The following is an 18,022-nucleotide window of genomic DNA, read 5'->3' as shown; positions in this document are numbered from 1 at the left end:
CGCAGCCGCGCCGACAGGTTCGGCGCGCGTTCGAGTTCGGTCTCGCGCGCCACGTCGTAGACGCGCGCGGTCAGGGTCTTTTTCAGGTAGTCGTGAGACGGCGCGACGCGCCCGGCCGCTGCGGCGGCCTGTTCGAGTTCGTTTAACAGCACGGCAAGCTCCTGGGTGGCAACATTCGATGCAACAACGCATCAACGGCGATCGACATCGAACGATAGCAATCGCGGCATGTTCGCCAGGAGGCAGGCAGAGAATGAACCTGAAAGCGGACATAAAAAAACCCGCCTCGTTTGGCGGGTTATGTGTGACTGCAAGTCGACGCGCGCTAACCCACCATTCGATGAATGATGCTAATAATCAGCGCAATACGGATGTCGAGGCAGTTCATGTCGGCGATCTTCGTCGACTCGGCAAGCTTTGTCAATCTCCGCGCATCTCCGCGCAGTGCGGCAGTGCCAGACAAGAAAAACGGGGCGCACCGGCAAGCGCGCCCCGCTGAGACGACCAACACCGACATCAATCGCGCACGCCGCTCTGCTTTTTGAATGCCGCGAGAATGCGTTGCTCGAGCGCGTTGTAATCGCGGCCAAAGTGATGATCGCCGGTCGTGCGGATGACTTCGACGCCGGTCTTGTCGAGCGCCGGACACAGCGTGTCGGTCTCGCTCTCGCCATAGAAGCATTGAACGATCGACGGCGGCACATGCGTCAACTCGGGGCGCACCTTCAGCGCCTTGTCGCTCGCGGGCATGCCGAGCCAGCCGCCGACGCGGATCTGGAAATCGGCGTCGGGCGCGAAGCCGAGCAGCGAAATCAGCGACACCTTATCGCGCTGCGCCTGCGGCAGACGGTTATACGCGAACGGCAGCACGTCCGCGCCGAACGAATAGCCGATCAGCGCGATATGCTGCGCGTGCCAGCGCTCGCCATAGGTTTGCATCACCCGCGCGAGATCGCGGCTCGTTTGCGCGGGCGGCTTCTCGCTCCAGAAATAACGCAGGCTGTCCCAGCCGACCACCGACACGCCATCTTTCTGCAGTGCCTGCGCGATCGTCTTGTCGAGATCGCGCCAGCCGCCATCGCCGGAAATCACGATCGCCATCAAGCCGTTCGGATGCGCGGCCGGCAATTCGATCAGCGGCAGGTCGGACACGTCGTCGGCGCTGATCGAGACCGGCTGCAGATGCGGCGTCAGCAATGCAACGAGACGCGCGCGATCGGCATCGCCCGTGCTCGCCTTTTCGACGAAGCCCGGCACCTTGTCGCGAATCACGGTCGGGTCCGGCGGACACGGCTCGAAGCGCGCGTCGAGCTTGTGATCGGCGTCGACCGACACCGCGCCCGCGATCGTATTGGACGGCGCCTGTTCGAGCACGTGCATCGCGAGCGTCGCGCCCTGCCCCGTACCCGCGACGATCGGCGCGAAGTAGCGGCTCGACTGCGATTGCCGTTCGAGCTGATGGCTCAGCGCCTCGGCATCGCCCACCAGCTGATGACAGGTTTCCTTTTTCGCGGCAAGGTTGGCCGCGTAATGCGCGGTATCGACGCCGACCGTCATCGCGCCCGCTTTCGCGAGCGCATCGACGCTCTGCTGATCGGCTGCGCTCCAGCCGCTTGCCTGCGAATACAGCACGACGAAGCCGCGCAGCGGCCCCTCGGGCTGCGTCACGCGCACGTCGCCATAGCGGCCGCCGGGCACGGTGGTGGTGGCCGCGTGCGCGAGCGCGCCGCAACTCAGAACGCTCGCCGCGACGGCGAGCCGGAACAACGGATGCAATGTCATGAACGCCGGCCTCCTGCCAGCAGCGACAGGTCCGCGAGCGTGAAGAACACGCCCGAACCGGATGCCGCGAGATAACGCGGCTCCCAGCGCGGCTGGAACTTGCTCTTGAAAGCACGCAGTCCGCGGAAGTTGTAAAAGCGGCCGCCGAAGCGCCACACGATGCCGGCCAGCCGATGCCAGCGTGACGCCAGCGGCGTCGGCTGCACACCGGAGAGCGGCGCAATGCCGAGACTGAGCGAGCGGAAACCCGCCTGTTTCAGATGCAGCGCGAGCTGCGTGAACAGATATTCCATCGCATACGGCGACGCGCTTTCGACGTGACGCATCACGCCGACGGTCGCCTCGGTATTCATATCGGTCGTCATGAAGGTCACGAATGCGACCGGCTCGCCGTTCTGGCGCACCAGCATCACCGACTGCGCGGCCAGGTATTCGTCATGGAAAGCCGCGACCGAGAAGCTCTTCTCGCGCGCGTCGCGGCTGTCGAGCCAACCGTCGGAAATGCCGCGCAGCGTTTCGAGCGAGGCCGGCACATGGGCCTGATCGATCACTTCGACGCTAAAGCCGTCGCGCTCGCCGCGCTTGAGCGCATAGCGCAGATGCGCGCGATGCGAGCCCTTCAGATCGAAGTCGTCGAGCACGACGTGCGCTTCCTCGCCGAGCTTCATCAGCGTGAGGCCAGCGTCGAGATACAGCGGCAGCGCATTCGCGCGCACCTGGTAGAACGCGGCGCGTCCGCCATGTGCATGCGCGAGCGCGACGAACTTGCTGACGAGACCCGCCCACTCTTCGCGCGGCCCCACCGGATCGTGCAACGCGGCCCACGTGCGGCCGTATTTCGCGTACATCAGGAACGCCTCGCGCGACTCCGAAAACAGGAAGCTCTTGTCGCCCATCAACGCGAGACCGGCATCGCTGCGTTCCTGCGCGCGCACGATGCGTGCGGCGTCGTGCAGATCTTCGGGCGCCGGCTTCACGAAGCGGCCCGGCGCCGGACGCAGCAATTGCCAGAACGAGAAGGTCGCGGCGAACACGCTCGCGGCGAGCGTCGCGCGCAGCGCGCGCGGCGCGCGCTCGTCGAACGCGAATTGCCACCACAGATCGCCCGTGTACGGCACGTCACGGAAAGCGAACAGCATGACCCACGTCGCGAGCATCAGCACCATCGCGACCGACACGAGCCAGCCGGCCGTGAAACGCTCCGCGAACAGCGACGAATGACGGTTGAAGCGCTTGCGCGTCGCGAGCAGCAGCACGATCAGCATGCCGAGCACACCGGCTTCGACGAACGCGAGACCCTTGGTCAGCGACAGCGCGAGGCTCAGCAACGCGAGCGCGAGCGTCATCCACCATGCCGCATCGAGCCGCCGCAGCAGGCCGCGCGCGACGAACAGCAGCAGCACGCCGAGCACGCTGCATAGCATCTGCGAGCTTTCGAGCACCCACAGCGGCACCAGGTCGCGCAGCATATGAATGCGCTGCCAGAACGCCGGCGTCGCGCTCGAAATGACCAGCATGCCGCCGACCACGAACGTGACGAGGCTCAGAAACAGCGGCGCGAGTTCCGACACGCGCTCCGCCTGCAACATCGACAGACGATTCTTCAGCGCGCGCCCCTCGAAGCCCGCGAGCAGCGCCGCGGAGACGATCAGCGGCACGCCGAAATAGATCGCGCGATACGCGAGCAGCGCGGCGACCATCTGATGCATCGGCACGCTGCCGCTCAGCGTGAACACCATCGCCGCTTCGAACACGCCGACGCCGCCGGGCGTATGGCCAATCAGGCCGAGCAGCATCGCGGCCGCGTAGACGGTGATGAAGCCGACGAAGCTCACGTTCGCATGCGGCAGCAATGCCCACAACGCGAGGCCCGCGGCGACCACGTCGAGCACCGCCAGCGCAACCTGCGCGAGCAGATCGCGGCGCGCGGGAATATCGAACGAGAGCCACTGCCAGCGCGTGCGGATCGGCCGGGTTTGCCGACGGCACGCGGCCGCGGCGAGCGCCAGCGCGAGCAGCAGCGCAGCGCCGCTCCAGCGCAGCGCGACTGGCGACAGATGCAGCATCGGCGCGAGCTGGCCCGCCATGCAGACCATGCCCAGCGCGGTCATCAAGACGAGGGCGAGCGCGAGCGACACGCTCGTAAACACCGTCATGCGGCCGATCTGCGCGGGCGTGATGTTCGCGACGCCGTACACGCGCGCGCGCACCGCTCCGCCCGTCAGCGCGCCGAAACCGGTCGCATTGCCGAGCGCCGAACCGGCCGTCGCGCCGACCCACAGCGCCGCGCGCGGCACGCTCGCGCCGAGATAGCGCAGGCCGACCGCGTCGCGCCCGACCAACGCGACGTAGCTGAGCGCGGTCGCGCCGAGCGCACCGATCCACTCGCGCGCCGACAGCTGGCGCAGTTCGCGGATCACCGAACGGTAATTCACTGCCTCGGACAGATGCTGCAGCACGACCAGCAGCAACCCGCAAATGACGAGCGCGAGCACGGGCGACAGAAGGCCCCGGCTGCCAAGCGCTTTCGATGCACGGCCGAGCAGCGCCGGGAGGCGCTCGAAGCTGTGTTGAAGTCGGTGGAACATGGTCAATGCGGGCCTTGCGAGGAGCGGTCGCGGCGACGGGTCGTCACGCGCGGTATCGCCTGTGGCGGCGATTACAAAGAGATAACGGCAAAACGTGCAAAAGGTTGACAGCATTAGCAATTTTGCCGTCGGTTCACTTGCGCGTCGCGTGTCAAAAGCGCGCGATTGTAATGCTTCCTCGCGTGATGCGAGGCATCGGGCCGGCGCAAGCGCGGCATCAAGATCACGGCTGGGCGTGCCGTCATCAGGAACGGAAGCACGATATCAGGAAGGGAAACGGCGATGGCAGCCCGGAATTGGCTGACGGCGGGCGTCTATCTGGTGGGACTGGGGAGCCGACTCGCTGAACGTGCTCCGCTTGACGGGGCCAGAAAGCACGATGCCCGCTACTCGAGCGGGCATTGACACGACAGCAAGGGCTTGCGGGGCCCGCGCGGGAAACTCGCGCTTAGTTCGGGCGACGGTACGCTTCGGCGATCACTGCGCAGTTCTGCAGATGCAGGTTCAGCGCATGCAACGCCAGCGCGCGCAGCTTGCCGAAGAACGTGTTGGCAGCGGGGATGGAACGGACGGCATTCGATGCGGTATTCATGGCGGCTCCTTATCAGGGTTTATACCTACGGAATAACCCGATTATAGCGATCTCGTGCCGCAGTGCAACAAAACAATATTTTTTTGGTGACGTCGCGACGCCAACGTAGCGCTCCGGATACCGAAAATTCGTAAAGGGGCCGCATCGATCGTGCAGGTATTAACAATCCGCACCGTACAGGTGCAATAATGCCCCCTTTGCCTGCGACGCTTCGCCGCAGGCTTGCCGATATGACCGTCGCCCAGACCCAGAAAGCTCTGATTGCGCCTCTTATCGTCGCGTGCGCGATGTTTATGGAGAGCGTCGACGCCAACGTGATCGTCACCGCGCTGCCGGCCATGGCGCGCGATTTCGGGCGCGATCCGGTCACGCTGAAGATCGCGGTGACAAGCTACGTGCTCGGGCTCGGCGTGTTCATCCCGGTATGCGGCTGGCTCGCCGACAAGTTCGGCGCGCGCACGGTGTTTCGCACCGCGATCGGCGTCTTCGTGACGGGTTCGCTGTTGTGCGCCGCGTCGAACTCGCTTGCCACTTTCACGGTCGCGCGTTTCATCCAGGGCGTCGGCGGCGCGATGATGGTGCCCGTCGGGCGCATCATCATCTTTCGCGTGGTCGAGAAAGCCGACTTCATCCGCGCGATGAATTACCTGAGCGTGCCCGCCATGCTCGGCCCCGCCGCCGGTCCGCTGCTCGGCGGCTTCATCACCACGTATCTGCACTGGCGGCTGATCTTCTTCATCAACGTGCCGATCGGCATTCTCGGCATCTATCTCACCAATCGCTATATCGCCAATACGCGCGAGCCCGACCCCGGCCCGCTCGACTGGATCGGCTTCCTGCTGTCGGCGGCGGGCGCGGTGCTACTGTTGCTCGGCTTGTCGCTGGTCGGCGGCGAACTGATTTCGAATACGGACGCGTTCGGCATGTGCGCGCTCGGCGCGGCGCTGCTCGCGATCTACGTCGCGTATGCGCAGCGCGTCGCACTGCCGCTTCTGGATTTGCGTCTTTTCAAGGTGCCGACTTTCCAGGCGAGCGTGCTCGGCGGCTCGCTATTTCGCATCGGTCTCGGCGCGTTGCCGTTCCTGCTGCCGCTGCTGCTGCAGGAAGGTCACGGCATGAGCGCGTTCCAATCGGGCCTGATCACCTGCGCGTCCGCGTTCGGCGGCATGTTCATGCGCACGATCGCCTCCACGGTGCTGCGCCGCTTCGGCTTTCGCCAGGTGCTCGTGTTCAACGCCGCGCTATCGGGCATTTCGATCGCCGCGTGCGGGCTGTTTTTCCCGCACACGCCGACGTGGATCATCTGGGTCGTCGTGTTGCTCGGCGGCTTCTTCCCCGCGTTGCAGTTCACGAGCCTCAACTCCCTGACCTACGCGGAGATCGCGAGCCGCGACGTCGGCCGCGCGACGAGCCTCGGCAGCGTCGTGCAGCAGATGTCGCTCGGCCTCGGCGTGACGGTCGGCGGCATCGTGCTGCAGGTTTCGCGCGCGCTGCATGGGCATCCGAGCATCACCTGGTCGGATTTCTGGCCCGCGTTTCTGGTGGTCGGGCTATGCTCGTTCGCGTCGATTCCGGTCACGCTGCGCCTGCCGCGCGGCGCGGGCGCGGAGATTTCGCGAGGCGGGCGCGGCTGAGCCGGCTGCCGTGTCCCCGCGCGAGCGCCCCGCTCTTCACGGGTTCGGGCGCTCAAGCGCGCTTGCGAATCACGCTCACTTCGCCATTGCGTTCGAGAATCGCGGCGGCCACGTCGTCCATCGAGCGCGAGCCGGTTTTCTGCCGCACGCTTTCCTCGATGTCGGTGCGCGTGACGAGCGCCGCGTGCATTTCGTTCGCGTGGAACTTGCCGTCGCTGAACACCTCTCGCTCGGCGCCGCCCACCAGCAGCTCGAAGCGGCGCGAGCGTATGAACGACCACGCGAGCACCCGGTGACACACGACGATCGCGAACGACGCGACCACGGTCGCGATAAACGGCGACGCACCGACGATCGCGCGGCTCAGCGTCGCGCCGAGCAGAATCACGACGACCGAATCGAACGGCGAGCGCTGCCCGAATGAACGGCGCCCCGATACACGGATCAGCGCGAGCGCGATCACGAACACGGCGATCGAGCGCATACCCATCTGCAACGGATCGAGCTCCCTGCCTTGGCCGAATAGAACGAAAAACGCGTCCATCATGTTCGTCCTCCCCGCGGCGGATTGCCGTGCGAAATGTTCTGGTGTCCGGATAGTTGCGAGCGAGACGAGCCCACGACGCATCGCCGTCGCTCAGGCCAGCGCGCCGTCCGTCGCCCATGAGATGAGCGTATCGCCGAAACCGCCGCTCACGCGGGCCACGGTGCGCGCGCTCGTGGTCACGCGCGGCGCGGCGCTCCACGCGATGCGCGCGCCAGTCGCGATCAGGCGATCGACGAGCGCGGCGTCCTCGCTGCACTTGAGCGGCGGAAAGCCGCCCGCGCGCCGATAGGCGTCGGCGGAAACGCCGAGATTCGCGCCGTGCACATGACGATGTCCGTCGGCGTCGACATACGTCTTGCGAAAATATTCGCGCACGCTGTGCGGATGCGCGCTCCAGTCGTCGACGGCGATCGAGCCGCACACCGCATCGGCGCCGAGCGCCAGTTGCGCGGCCAGCCAACCGGGCGACACGCGGCTGTCGGCATCGGTAAACGCCAGCCAGCGCGCGCCGTGCGCGAGCAGCAGCGACGCGCCGAGCGCCCGCGCGACGCCGACGTTGCGTGCCTTCAGCGTCAGCGTCTGCACGCCGTAAGCGCGCGCGATCGCTCCGCTGAAATCGCTGCACGCGTCGAGCGCGACGACGATCCGCACCTCCTCGCCGGCGAGCGCTTCGTGTCGCGACGCTTCGAGCAAGGCCGCGAGGCACCGTGCGAGCAGCGCCTCTTCGTTATGCGCCGGAACGATCACGCCCATCATAGAAGCCCCTCGCGCTGCGCGACCGAACGTGCGTCGCGCGACCACACGTCGATCAGCAAGTCGGCTTCGTCGTGATGCGCGAGACGCGCGAGACCGCAGCGCGCATCGAATAGCGCGTGCGCATGGTCGGCGGATTCGCGCGCTTCGGCGAACGGCCGGCGCCAATGACAGGCGAGCAGCGTGCCGTCCGGCGTCAGCGACCCGGCGATGCGCGCGGCCAGCGTTTCGAGCTCGGCCGCGTCGAGGTAGTACGCGAACTCGCTGATCACGATCAGATCGAACGGCCCGTGCTCCGTCGGCCAGTCGCGCGGCACCCTGCGCTGCTCGATCCGCACGTTCGATGCGCCCGCCACGCGTTCACACGCAAGCTCGACGGCGCGCGCGTGCAGATCGGCGGCGAGCAGTGCGTCGCAGCGCGTCGCGAGCCCGGCCGTCAATTCGCCGTTCGCGCAGCCCGGCTCGAACGCGTTGCGATAGCGCGCCCGCGGCAGCAGCGCGAGCGTCAGCGAACGCTTGCGGCGTTCGTACCAGCCTTCGCGCAAACGCCACGGATCGTCGCTGCGTCGGTAGAGTTCATCGAAGTACGGCGCCGTCGAGCTCATCTCAGCGATCCTCCCAAGGCAGGGGGAAAAAAGTCATAGCGTCCACGGCGCGAGTGTTTGCGAAGACGCCTGATGCGATGCCGGCGCGGCAGTCGTGTCAGCGGCCTCGACGAGCCGTTCGCCGAGCAATGCGAGGTCGCGTTCCGCGTGGCTCTGCCGCAGAAACACCGGCAGGTCGGCAAGCGCCCGCGCGAAGCGCGCGTCGCGGCACAACGGGCCCGCGCCGAGCGCGCGTGTCGCGTGCTCGATCACGGCGCTCGCGGCCTGCTCGACGGCCAGACGCGCGCGCAACACGCGCGTCGCTGCATCGGCCGACGGCTGCGCGTCGATCCACGCGGCGGTTTCGCGCAGCAGCGCAGCGGCCGACTGCAAGGCGACATCGGTCGCACCGAGATGAGCGAGCCGATGCGCGTCCGCGTGCCGGGCGCACGCGTCGCGCAGCGTGCGCGCGATTTGCGCGGCCGCGCCGTACCAGCACGCGGCGATACCGGCGCCGCCATGCCAGAAGCCCGCGCGGCGCAGATACGCATGCGGCACGCCGACGAGCGTCGCCACGGTGTCTTTGAACGTGACATCCGCGCTCGCGGTCGCCTGCATGCCGACGGCCTGCCACTTCGATGTATCGATCGAGATCGAGCTCTGGTCCAGCGCGAGCGCCGCGAGCACGGGCTCGTCGTCGCGCCATGCGCTCACGAGCGCATGGGTGAGCGCCTGCGCGCCGGAGCACCAGGCTTTGGTGCCGGACAGGCGCACCTGCGCGCCCTCGCCGGCAACGGTCTGGATTCCTTCGTCGATGGCGCGCACCCGCGCGTGCGGCGCTTCGGCGGCCCACACGCCCCAGCGGCTTGCCGCGGGCGGCAGCGGACCATTGAGCTCGGCGAGAATCGCGAGCGCATCGGTATGGCCTTCGAACAGTTTGACGAGACCGAGGTCGCATGCGGCGACGGCGGCCAGCGCGCGCCAGCGCACCAGCGTCTCGCCATGCCCCGGCCATGGCAAGGTCGGCGCGCGATCGTAGCCGCGCTCGATCAGATCAGCGAGCAGTGCTCCGAGGGCAGCGGGATCGTTCGCATCGAAACGCGCGTCGCGCAGAAAATCGTCGAGCGAGATAGCAGGCTTGCCGGGCTGCGGCGCGCGGGCGCTCGCGCGTAGTGCGCGGCCACCGTGTTGATTTGAGACCTGCCGTGACTGGGCCTTGAAGCTGGCCGCGTGGTCGCGCGTGTCGAGCATCGTGCCTCCCTGCACCGGTTCGATCGACGGCCCGCCGGGCGGCGGCGGACTGGAACGTATGCAGAGTCGCAGCAAACACCGTGCCCCGGCTGGCGAGGCAGCCGCGCAGCGAAACAGCGGCTACGTCCCGCCGCTTCCGCTCAGACGTCCATCCGCCTTCGCGAGCAACGCGTCGAGGACCGCCATCTCGACCGGCTTCACGAGGTGCGCATGAAAACCCGCGTTGCGAGTTCGATCGAGATCGCTCGCATGGCCGAAACCCGTCATCGCCGCGTACATCGTGCGCGACATCTCGGGCAGCGCGCGCATCGCCGCGAGCGTCGCATAGCCATCCATCTTCGGCATCGCGAGGTCGATCAGCGCGAGATGCGGCGAGAAGCGTGGCGAGATCTGCAGCGCCTGCTCGCCCTCGTAGGCGATACGCACCTCGTGGCCCTTCAGTTCGAGCAGCATCGCGAGGCTGTCGGCCGAATCGCGATTGTCGTCGACGAGGAGAACGCGCAGCGGCTGCACGTGGGGCGCGGCATCGATCGTGCCGCTCTGCGCGGTGTCGGACTGCGCGGAGGCGAGCGGCAGACTCAGCGTGAACGTGCTGCCGAGTCCCAGTCCTTCGCTGCTCGCGACGATGCTGCCACCATGCATTTCGACGAGCGACTTGCACAGCGTCAGGCCGATCCCAAGGCCGCCCTCGCCGAAACTTTGCCCTTCCTTCTCCTGCGCGAACAGTTCGAAGATCTTGTCGAGCGAGCGCACCGGAATGCCGCAGCCGGGGTCGCGCACTTCGAGCACCGCCATACGAAAGTCGACACGTCCCTGCATCTCGATCGCACTGCCGTTCGGCGAAAACTTCGACGCGTTGTGCAGCAGGTTTTGCAGGACCTGCACGAGCCTCGTCATGTCGCCGCGAATCATCACGGGGGCGTCGGGCACATGCGCGACCACGCGCTGCTCGCGCGAGTCGGTGAACGGCCGCGCCGCTTCGATCGCGCGCGCGACGAGCTCGGCGAGATCGACGCGCGCAATACGCAGTTCGACCTTGTCGGACATGATGCGGCCGATATCGAGCAGATCGTCGACGAGTCGCGTCAGGTGCGTGACCTGGCGATCGATCAGATCGCGCGCCCGCGCGACCACCGGGCTCAGATCGGTTTCCATCTGCATCGTGCCGATCGCGTTGCGCACCGGCGCGAGCGGATTGCGCAGTTCGTGCGCGAGCGTCGCGAGAAATTCGCGCATGCGCTCCCCGGAGCGCTCCAGTTCCTCGCGCCGGCGCCGCTCGGTCAAATCGCGTGTGACCTTGGCGAAGCCGCGCAAGCGTCGCGATTCGTCATAGACGGCCGTGATGATCACGTTGGCCCAGAACGTCGAACCGTCCTTGCGCATGCGCCAGCCTTCGTCTTCGACGGCGCCGATCTGGCGCGCGATCGCGAGCTCGCGCGCGGGCTTGCCGGCCGCGGCCTCCTCGGGCACATAGAACTGCGAGAAGTGCCGGCCGACGATTTCGTCGTGCGTATAGCCCTTGATGCGCGCGGCGCCCGAATTCCAGCTGACGACGAAGCCTTGCGGATCGAGCATGAAGATCGCGTAGTCCTTCACGCTATCGACGAGCAGACGGAAGCGCTCCTCGCTCTGGCGCAGCGCTTCGAGGTATTCGCGCTGCGCGGTCAGGTCGCGCGTGATCTTCGCGAAGCCCGTGACCGCGCCCTTCTCGTTGCGTATCGCGGTGATCACGACGTTCGCCCAGAACGTCGTGCCGTCCTTGCGCACGCGCCAGCCTTCGTCCTCGAAACGGCCGGTCAGCGCCGCCTGTTCAAGCTCGTAGGTCGGCCAGCCGCGCGCGACGGCTTCCGCGGTATAGAAGCGCGAGAAGTGCTGGCCGACGATCTCGCTTTCCGTGTAGCCCTTCAGCTTCTGCGCGCCGGCGTTCCAGCTGACGATGTTGCCCTTCGCATCGAGCAGAAAGATCGCGTAGTCCGAAATTGCCTGCACGAGCGACAAATAATCGACGCCGACGGGCGCCGACGGCGCGGCCTCGGCCTGCACTCGAACGCGCTCGGCGTGGTCGTGGGAAGAAGAAGCATCGAGCTGGGTCATGGCGGACACGTCATTAGAACTTTCGTTTTGAGCAAACCTCGCGCCTGGCCGGGGGCGAAGCCGTCGCGCAAGCGGTTGCGCGGCCCACGGAGGGGCCGGGATGCGTCGCCAAGGGCGCGCGCGCGCCGGCTGATAAGGCGCCAAGCTTATAACGGCGAGCACCGCGATAGCCAGCGGGTCATGACGGAAAACGTCGCCGCGCTGCGGTTTCGGCTTTCCGTTTTGGCCTTCGTTGGCAAAAACAGGCGTGTCAATTGAAAAAGGTATTCACGACGCGGCGGGCTGCGCGATCGGCCACCATGAGGCCAGGAAGAAAGAAAGACAAGGCCGCGAGCGCCGCGGCCGCTGCGAGTCGACCCGCTCGAAAATACTGCCTGCCGCGAGGAACACGAGCAGATAACGGCGGGCCGACCGTCGCGTGATGCCAACGGCCGGCCCGGCGCGACATCGCGGCAAATCGGCACGCGTCGCGAGTCGAAATGGTTGCTGCGCCGGCGCGCCCGTCAAGCCGCCGCGCCGATCTTTTCCGCGAGCTTCGCGTCGTAGCTTGAATGGACATGCACGCGTTTCTTGTCGGGATACGCGTACGCGTACGCCTTGCGCAGCGCGAGCGACGCCTCGTGAAAGCCCGACAGGATCAGCTTCTGCTTGTTCGGATAGTTCGCGATGTCGCCGACGGCGAAAATGCCCGGCCGCGAGCTTTCGTAGTTCGAAGTATCAACGTCGACGCGCCCGCCATGAAGCGTCAGTCCCCACTGCGCGATCGGTCCGAGATCGGCGACGAGTCCATACAGCGCGATCAGATGTTCGGCTTCGAGCTGTGTCTCGCCGTTGACCTGCCGCAGCGTCAGCGAACGCAGCGCGCCGTCTTCCACATCGAGCGCCGCGATCCCGCCGACGACGAAGTCCATCTCGCCAGCGTCGACCGCGCGCCGCATCAGCTCGACGCTCGAATCGGCCGCGCTGAAGCCGGCGCGCCGATGCACGAGGGTCACGCGCCGCGCGACCTTGCGTAGTGCCAGCGCCCAGTCGAGCGCCGAATCGCCGCCGCCCGCGACGACCACGTTTTTGTCGGCGAAATCGGCGAGGCGCGGCACGCTGTAGTGCACGTAGCGCTTTTCCAGCGGCACGGCCTCGGGGAGCGGGAGCTTTTGCGGGACGAACGCGCCGTTACCGGCGGCGAGCAGGATCGCCGCGACGTCGAACACGAGGCCGCGCTGCGTGCGCACGGTCCAGCGTCCGTCGTCGCGCTGCTCGACCGTGTCGACGCGCTGTTCCAGATGAATCGGCACATCGAACGGCTTGCACTGCGCGACCAGTCGCTCGACCAGTTCGCGCGCGGTGCACGACGGAATCGCGGGGATATCGTAGATCGGCTTGTCGGGATACAGCTCGATGCATTGGCCGCCGACCCGCCCGAGTATGTCGACGATCTGACAGGTGAGGCCGATCACGCCGGCCTCGAATGCCGCGAACAGAGCCACGGGACCGGCGCCGACGATCAGGACATCGGTGCGGATCGGCGAGGTGGGCACAGCGGACGGATCGGTGGCAACGGTCATGGGGCAGGTCTCCGGATCACGGTGAAAGGCGCAATGGAAGCGTCGATGACCCACCATACCGAATCGGCCCGCACGCGGCAACGATGCCATCGTCGACGGTAAGGGTGCTGGGCGTGCCCGCTCAACGCCCGAAAGTGGCTACCTGAAAATATCTGGAATCGGCCATTCTTGTGATCCAAACGACGGACTAAGCTAACGCCAGTCCGATGCATCGCATCGTCAAACCCGCCCAGGAGCCCATCATGGAACAACGCCTCGACTTCTACAAAGCGAATCCCGCCGCGATCAAATCGCTGCTCGGCGTCGAAGAGCGCATCGGCAAATCGTCGCTCGAAAAATCGCTGACCGAACTGGTGCGCTTGCGCGCGTCGCAGATCAACGGCTGCGCGTATTGCGTCGATATGCATACGGCGGACGCGCGCAAGGGCGGCGAAACCGAGCGGCGTCTCGCGACCGTCGTCGTGTGGCGCGAAACGCCGTTCTTCACCGACCGCGAACGCGCGGCGCTCGAGTGGACCGAAGCGCTCACGCTGGTGTCGCACGATCATGTGCCCGACGCGGTATGGCAGGCGGTGCGGCCGCATTTCAGCGACGAGGAACTGGTCGACCTGACGCTGCTCGTCTCGGCGATCAATGCATGGAACCGCTTCGCGATCTCGTTCCGGAAGATGCCGGCCTGAGCCTCGGCATGACGGCAGCATGAGGCGACGCACTGCCAGCCTCACTCCCCGATCCACGACCCGCGCAGATCGCTGTCATGCAGCAACTGCAGCAGCGTGCCCGCCGGGCGACTCAAGCGCTTCGCCGCCAGCGCGATGAATTCCACCGACGGCAGCGTCGGCAGTCCGGCCGCATTCAACGGCGGCGCGAGGCCGCGCGCGGCCAGATACTGCGGCCGCACGGTGATGCCGAGTCCGCCGCGCGCGGCCGCGATACAGCCGGAATGACTGCTGCTCGTGCAGACGATCTGCCAGCTCGCGCCGGCTTCGGCGAGCGCATCGAGCACGACCGCGCGCGTCACGCTCGGCTCGGCGACCAGAATCAGCGGCAGCGGCTGACCCAGATCGACGAGCGTGCCGGTCCGCGCGAGCCATTCCAGGCGCCCGGTGAAGAGCGGCACGCCGCGCCGGTCACCGAGCCGGCGCTTGCCGACCAGCAGATCGATCGCGCCCGCGTCGAGCAACTCGTAGAGCCTGCCCGTCATGCCGATCGTGATTTCCAGTTCGACGTCGGGATGCGCGTTGCGAAACGCCGCGAGCACGGTGGGAAGCGGGCCGAGCGCGATGTCGTCCGACGAGCCGAGCCGCACGCGCCCCTTCAGACGCGGCGCGCGAAACTGCGATTCCGCGCGCGACAGCGCCTGCAGGATCACGCTCGCATGCGCGAGCATCGCTTCGCCGTCGGGTGTCATCGCGAGCGAATGGGTGTCGCGCAGGAACAGGCGCCGGCCCACGCTCTGTTCGAGGCGCCGGATATGTTCGCTGACGCTCGACTGCGTCAGGTCGAGCCGCCGCCCCGCTTCGGTGAAGCTATGGCAAGCCGCGACGGTCGAGAAGGTCTTGAGCCAGATTGGATTGAGCATGGGTGATTGTGGGGCTGCTTATCGGCATTGTCGATAACAGTCAGCGGGCTTAGTGGGGTTCCCGATTGACGAGGATGTCAATAAGATGACGGAATTCCGCCTGGCCCCGCTCTGGCGGCGCTTTGCCGCCGCCGCGCCCGCTGTCGAAAACATGACCAAGGATTCCTCTCAAACCGCCCTACTATGGATCGTCGCCGCCGGCTTCTTCATGCAGTCGCTCGACACGACGATCGTCAACACCGCGCTGCCGTCGATCGCGAACAGCCTGCGCGTCGCGCCGCTCGCGATGCAACCGGTCGTCGTCGCCTACACGCTGACGATGGCGATGCTGACGCCCGCCTCCGGCTGGCTTGCCGACCGCTTCGGCACCCGCCGCGTCTATTTCGCCGCCATTCTCGTGTTCGTGCTCGGCTCGATCTGCTGCTCGAGCGCGCACACGCTCGGCCAGCTCGTGATGGCGCGCGTGCTGCAAGGCCTCGGCGGCTCGATGCTGCTGCCGATCGGACGCCTCGCGGTGCTGCGCAGCGTGTCGGGCGAGCAATACGTGTCGGCGCTCGCGTTCATATCGATCGCGGGGCAGCTCGGCCCGATCGCCGGACCAACGCTCGGCGGCTGGTTCGTGCAGGCGATCACGTGGCACTGGATCTTTCTGATCAACGTGCCGATCGGCGCGCTCGGTCTGTACGCGGTGCACCGCTTTCTGCCGTCGCATGACGAGGCGCAGGCGCCACCGTTCGATGTGATCGGCTGCGCCCTGCTGTCGTCGTGCATGATCGCGTTTTCGCTCGCGATCGACGCGCCGGTCCCCTCGCATCGCGCGGCGTGGTCGGCGGGGCTGTTCGCGTTGGCCGTCGCCAGCGCGCTCGCCTATATTCCGTACGCCAGAAACCGCCGCGATCCGCTGTTCAAGCTGTCGCTGTTCGGCGAGCCGAACTTCAGCGTCGGCCTGATCGGCAACCTCGTATGCCGGGTCGGTTCGAGCGCGGTGCCGTTCCTCGTGCCGCTGCTGCTGCAATTGCAGCTCGGCTACTCGCCGCTGCACTCGGGTCTGATGATGCTGCCCGCGGCACTCGCCGGCACGCTCGCGAAACGCTGGATCGCGCCGCTCGTGCGCCGCTACGGCTACGACACCTTCCTGCTCGTCAACACGGTCATCGTCGGCTCGGCGATCGTCGCGTTCTCGCTGATTTCGCTCGGCACACCGCTCGTGATCGAAATCGCGATCCTCGCGGTGTTCGGCGCGGCCAACTCGATGCAGTTCGCGGCGATGAACAGTGTCACGCTGAAGGACCTGTCGCACGAAGACGCCGGCATGGGCAATAGCCTGTTCTCGATGGTGCAGATGCTTGCGATCGGGCTTGGCGTGTCGATCGGCGGCGGGCTCGTCAATCTGTTCGCGGCGCAATGGTCGGCGGCGCTTGGCTTCCGGCTCGCATTCGTGTGCGTCGGCGCGATCACGCTCGTGTCCGCGTGGATCTTCCGCCACCTCGACGACCCGTCGGGCACGCGCGTGATTCGCGGCCAGGCTGCGCCGAGCGCGGGGCGTTGAGACGCGACCCGTTTCATCGCGTGCCGGCGCATGCATTCGAAAGGTCTTGGCGTTAGCATGTCGGGCATCCATGGCTACCAGGCAGGGAGCCCCGACGCCATTTGATGAGCGCGTGCTGAACGGCATGGGCGTCCTGACTGCGATCGTCGATTGCGGCAGTTTCGCGGCCGCCGGTGAAGCGCTCGACATGTCGCAATCGGGCGTAAGCCGCTCGGTCGCCCGGCTCGAAGCACGCCTCGGCATTCGTCTGTTCGACCGCACCACGCGCTCGGTCACGCTGACCGACGAAGGCCGGCGTTTCTACGAGCAGATCGTGCCGCTGCTCGGCGGACTCGAGGAAGCGGCCGCCTCCGCCGCGCACGGCGCGACCGCGGTGCGCGGGCGTCTGCGCGTCAACATGGACCCGTTCTTTTCGCGGCTCGTGCTCGGGCCGCGCCTCGGCGGCTTCATCGACAAACATCCGGACCTGCAGCTCGAACTCGTCACGCGCGACCAGTTGGGCGACATGGTCGGGGACGGCTTCGATGTCGCGATCCGCTTCGGCGACCCGCCGGTGTCGACGCTCGTCGCCCGCAAGCTGCTCGATACGCGCATCCTGACCGTCGCGGCGCCGTCGTATCTGAAGAAGCATGGCAAGCCTGCGAATCCGGGCGAGCTCGAAGACGGCCGGCATATCTGCATCAAGTTTCGCGATCCGCTCACCGGTTATCCGTTCGGCTGGGAATTCCATCGCGGCCGCAAGCAGCTCGCGCTGACGCCGCAGGGGCGGCTGACCGTCAACGACGTCGGCACGCTGCATAGCGTATGCATCGCGGGCCAGGGCATCGCGCAGATTCTCGCGCTCGGCGCGGAGTCGCTGCTCGCGAGCGGCAAGCTGATCGAGCTCTTTCCGGATTGGGGCGACGAGGTGTACCCGCTGTATGCGCTGTATCCGTCACGGCACCATCCGCCGGCCAAGGTGCGCGTGTTTCTCGACTTCATCATGTCGCTGACGGGCGGCAGGCCGCGCCACGCGGCTGCCTGAGCGCGGAACGTCTGTTTGCTCCCGCCCGGGTCCGGGTCTTGCTGCCGGAGGCTTGTCTTCCCTCCAGGAGAGCAGCGATGAGCAAGACGACGGAAAAATCCCAAGGCGAAGCAAACAGCGCGGCCGACAACGAATCGAAAAGCGAGGCCAGCGCTCAGACCGAGGATTTCGCGCATCGGCACCACGCCGTGCATAGCGACAACGCGAAGAGCAAGATGCCCGAGCGCCACGACGAAGGTCACAAGCAGTCTCCGGCGGACCGTCCGGGCAAAAAGCCCGGCGAGGGCGAACCCTCGGTCGGTTGAAAAAATAGAACCCTATATCGGAGCGGCCCTGGCTGCGTCGTGCACCCGGGCCGCATCACTTTTCCCTTCCAGCACCTTTCTGTAAGCAAACATTTCTTCCTCATTTTTACCGAATATTTTTTTGACGCCTTGGACTATTTTGCTGCTTGCAGCAAGGTGTGCGCCCTGCGAACCG

Annotated in this window: 16 protein-coding genes; 6 read left to right on the top strand and 10 right to left on the bottom strand. The window is 66.5% G+C overall.

The window, feature by feature from the left end:
* The first annotated feature begins 253 nt into the window (after positions 1 to 253).
* Entirely contained in the window at positions 254 to 499 is a 246-nt protein-coding gene (locus HDG37_RS16285; RefSeq protein ID WP_184049361.1) for a hypothetical protein, read from the top strand.
* A 17-nt stretch (positions 500 to 516) separates the two neighbouring features.
* On the opposite strand, the gene HDG37_RS16280 is transcribed toward HDG37_RS16285, so the two are convergent.
* From HDG37_RS16280 to HDG37_RS16270, 3 genes are all read right to left on the bottom strand, one after another.
* A complete protein-coding gene (locus tag HDG37_RS16280; protein ID WP_184049359.1) occupies positions 517 to 1,782 on the bottom strand; it encodes a virulence factor family protein in 1,266 nt (421 codons plus the stop codon).
* On the bottom strand, positions 1,779 to 4,370 hold the full coding sequence (gene mprF, locus HDG37_RS16275) for a bifunctional lysylphosphatidylglycerol flippase/synthetase MprF (protein WP_184049358.1): 2,592 nt from the start codon (positions 4,368 to 4,370) through the stop codon (positions 1,779 to 1,781). Before mprF ends, HDG37_RS16280 begins: the two co-directional genes overlap by 4 nt.
* A 448-nt stretch (positions 4,371 to 4,818) precedes the next feature.
* Positions 4,819 to 4,962, bottom strand: coding sequence for a hypothetical protein (locus HDG37_RS16270; protein WP_168991635.1), 144 nt, complete (start codon positions 4,960 to 4,962; stop codon positions 4,819 to 4,821).
* A 230-nt stretch (positions 4,963 to 5,192) separates the two neighbouring features.
* On the opposite strand from HDG37_RS16270, the gene HDG37_RS16265 reads away from it, so the two are divergent.
* Positions 5,193 to 6,596: an MFS transporter gene (locus HDG37_RS16265; protein WP_184049356.1), complete on the top strand. Its 1,404-nt coding sequence runs from the start codon at positions 5,193 to 5,195 to the stop codon at positions 6,594 to 6,596.
* A 52-nt stretch (positions 6,597 to 6,648) separates the two neighbouring features.
* Here the strand turns inward: HDG37_RS16265 and HDG37_RS16260 are convergent, their stop codons facing one another.
* The 6 genes from HDG37_RS16260 to HDG37_RS16235 all read right to left on the bottom strand — a co-directional run bounded on the left by HDG37_RS16260 (position 6,649) and on the right by HDG37_RS16235 (position 13,387).
* Complete coding sequence (locus HDG37_RS16260) at positions 6,649 to 7,143, bottom strand: DUF421 domain-containing protein (protein ID WP_090805813.1); 495 nt, start codon at positions 7,141 to 7,143, stop codon at positions 6,649 to 6,651.
* 90 nt (positions 7,144 to 7,233) lie between these two features.
* Positions 7,234 to 7,899, bottom strand: a complete 666-nt coding sequence (locus tag HDG37_RS16255; RefSeq protein ID WP_184049354.1) for a glycosyltransferase family 2 protein — start codon at positions 7,897 to 7,899, stop codon at positions 7,234 to 7,236.
* Positions 7,896 to 8,501 (bottom strand): SAM-dependent methyltransferase, encoded by a 606-nt coding sequence (locus tag HDG37_RS16250; RefSeq protein ID WP_184049352.1) that lies wholly within the window; start codon positions 8,499 to 8,501, stop codon positions 7,896 to 7,898. The genes HDG37_RS16255 and HDG37_RS16250 overlap by 4 nt, the downstream gene beginning before the upstream one ends.
* A gap of 33 nt (positions 8,502 to 8,534) precedes the next feature.
* On the bottom strand, positions 8,535 to 9,731 hold the full coding sequence (locus HDG37_RS16245) for an acyl-CoA dehydrogenase family protein (RefSeq protein ID WP_184049350.1): 1,197 nt from the start codon (positions 9,729 to 9,731) through the stop codon (positions 8,535 to 8,537).
* A 120-nt stretch (positions 9,732 to 9,851) separates the two neighbouring features.
* Entirely contained in the window at positions 9,852 to 11,825 is a 1,974-nt protein-coding gene (locus HDG37_RS16240; RefSeq protein WP_184049348.1) for a PAS domain-containing sensor histidine kinase, read from the bottom strand.
* Between the two features lie 503 nt (positions 11,826 to 12,328).
* Positions 12,329 to 13,387 (bottom strand): NAD(P)/FAD-dependent oxidoreductase, encoded by a 1,059-nt coding sequence (locus HDG37_RS16235; protein WP_184049347.1) that lies wholly within the window; start codon positions 13,385 to 13,387, stop codon positions 12,329 to 12,331.
* Positions 13,388 to 13,629: 242 nt separating this feature from the next.
* On the opposite strand from HDG37_RS16235, the gene HDG37_RS16230 reads away from it, so the two are divergent.
* The gene (locus tag HDG37_RS16230; protein ID WP_184022732.1) at positions 13,630 to 14,067 is read left to right on the top strand and encodes a carboxymuconolactone decarboxylase family protein; all 438 of its coding nucleotides are present in this window, start codon (positions 13,630 to 13,632) and stop codon (positions 14,065 to 14,067) included.
* A 41-nt stretch (positions 14,068 to 14,108) separates the two neighbouring features.
* Here the strand turns inward: HDG37_RS16230 and HDG37_RS16225 are convergent, their stop codons facing one another.
* Positions 14,109 to 14,969, bottom strand: coding sequence for a LysR family transcriptional regulator (locus tag HDG37_RS16225; RefSeq protein WP_184049345.1), 861 nt, complete (start codon positions 14,967 to 14,969; stop codon positions 14,109 to 14,111).
* A gap of 151 nt (positions 14,970 to 15,120) precedes the next feature.
* Between HDG37_RS16225 and HDG37_RS16220 the strand changes: the two genes are divergently transcribed.
* The 3 genes from HDG37_RS16220 to HDG37_RS16210 all read left to right on the top strand — a co-directional run bounded on the left by HDG37_RS16220 (position 15,121) and on the right by HDG37_RS16210 (position 17,847).
* Positions 15,121 to 16,518, top strand: coding sequence for a DHA2 family efflux MFS transporter permease subunit (locus HDG37_RS16220; RefSeq protein ID WP_221312038.1), 1,398 nt, complete (start codon positions 15,121 to 15,123; stop codon positions 16,516 to 16,518).
* 70 nt (positions 16,519 to 16,588) lie between these two features.
* Positions 16,589 to 17,542 (top strand): LysR family transcriptional regulator, encoded by a 954-nt coding sequence (locus tag HDG37_RS16215; RefSeq protein ID WP_184049343.1) that lies wholly within the window; start codon positions 16,589 to 16,591, stop codon positions 17,540 to 17,542.
* Between the two features lie 77 nt (positions 17,543 to 17,619).
* Positions 17,620 to 17,847, top strand: coding sequence for a hypothetical protein (locus HDG37_RS16210; RefSeq protein ID WP_184049341.1), 228 nt, complete (start codon positions 17,620 to 17,622; stop codon positions 17,845 to 17,847).
* Positions 17,848 to 18,022 lie beyond the last annotated feature (175 nt).

It is taken from the genome of Paraburkholderia sp. MM5384-R2 (assembly GCF_014201025.1).
Taxonomy (GTDB): domain Bacteria; phylum Pseudomonadota; class Gammaproteobacteria; order Burkholderiales; family Burkholderiaceae; genus Paraburkholderia; species Paraburkholderia tuberum.
Note: the sequence above shows the minus strand (reverse complement) of the source record. Positions and strands in the feature narration are given on the sequence as shown.

Coding starts and splice junctions, on each gene's coding strand:
- HDG37_RS16225 (WP_184049345.1), bottom strand. CDS start 14,969: ATGCTCAATCCAATCTGGCTCAAGACCTTCTCGACCGTCGCGGCTTGC.
- HDG37_RS16260 (WP_090805813.1), bottom strand. CDS start 7,143: ATGATGGACGCGTTTTTCGTTCTATTCGGCCAAGGCAGGGAGCTCGAT.
- HDG37_RS16280 (WP_184049359.1), bottom strand. CDS start 1,782: ATGACATTGCATCCGTTGTTCCGGCTCGCCGTCGCGGCGAGCGTTCTG.
- HDG37_RS16235 (WP_184049347.1), bottom strand. CDS start 13,387: ATGACCGTTGCCACCGATCCGTCCGCTGTGCCCACCTCGCCGATCCGC.
- HDG37_RS16250 (WP_184049352.1), bottom strand. CDS start 8,501: ATGAGCTCGACGGCGCCGTACTTCGATGAACTCTACCGACGCAGCGAC.
- HDG37_RS16230 (WP_184022732.1), top strand. CDS start 13,630: ATGGAACAACGCCTCGACTTCTACAAAGCGAATCCCGCCGCGATCAAA.
- HDG37_RS16215 (WP_184049343.1), top strand. CDS start 16,589: ATGGCTACCAGGCAGGGAGCCCCGACGCCATTTGATGAGCGCGTGCTG.
- HDG37_RS16285 (WP_184049361.1), top strand. CDS start 254: ATGAACCTGAAAGCGGACATAAAAAAACCCGCCTCGTTTGGCGGGTTA.
- HDG37_RS16245 (WP_184049350.1), bottom strand. CDS start 9,731: ATGCTCGACACGCGCGACCACGCGGCCAGCTTCAAGGCCCAGTCACGG.
- HDG37_RS16270 (WP_168991635.1), bottom strand. CDS start 4,962: ATGAATACCGCATCGAATGCCGTCCGTTCCATCCCCGCTGCCAACACG.
- HDG37_RS16265 (WP_184049356.1), top strand. CDS start 5,193: ATGACCGTCGCCCAGACCCAGAAAGCTCTGATTGCGCCTCTTATCGTC.
- HDG37_RS16240 (WP_184049348.1), bottom strand. CDS start 11,825: ATGACCCAGCTCGATGCTTCTTCTTCCCACGACCACGCCGAGCGCGTT.
- HDG37_RS16255 (WP_184049354.1), bottom strand. CDS start 7,899: ATGATGGGCGTGATCGTTCCGGCGCATAACGAAGAGGCGCTGCTCGCA.
- HDG37_RS16210 (WP_184049341.1), top strand. CDS start 17,620: ATGAGCAAGACGACGGAAAAATCCCAAGGCGAAGCAAACAGCGCGGCC.
- HDG37_RS16220 (WP_221312038.1), top strand. CDS start 15,121: ATGACCAAGGATTCCTCTCAAACCGCCCTACTATGGATCGTCGCCGCC.
- mprF (WP_184049358.1), bottom strand. CDS start 4,370: ATGTTCCACCGACTTCAACACAGCTTCGAGCGCCTCCCGGCGCTGCTC.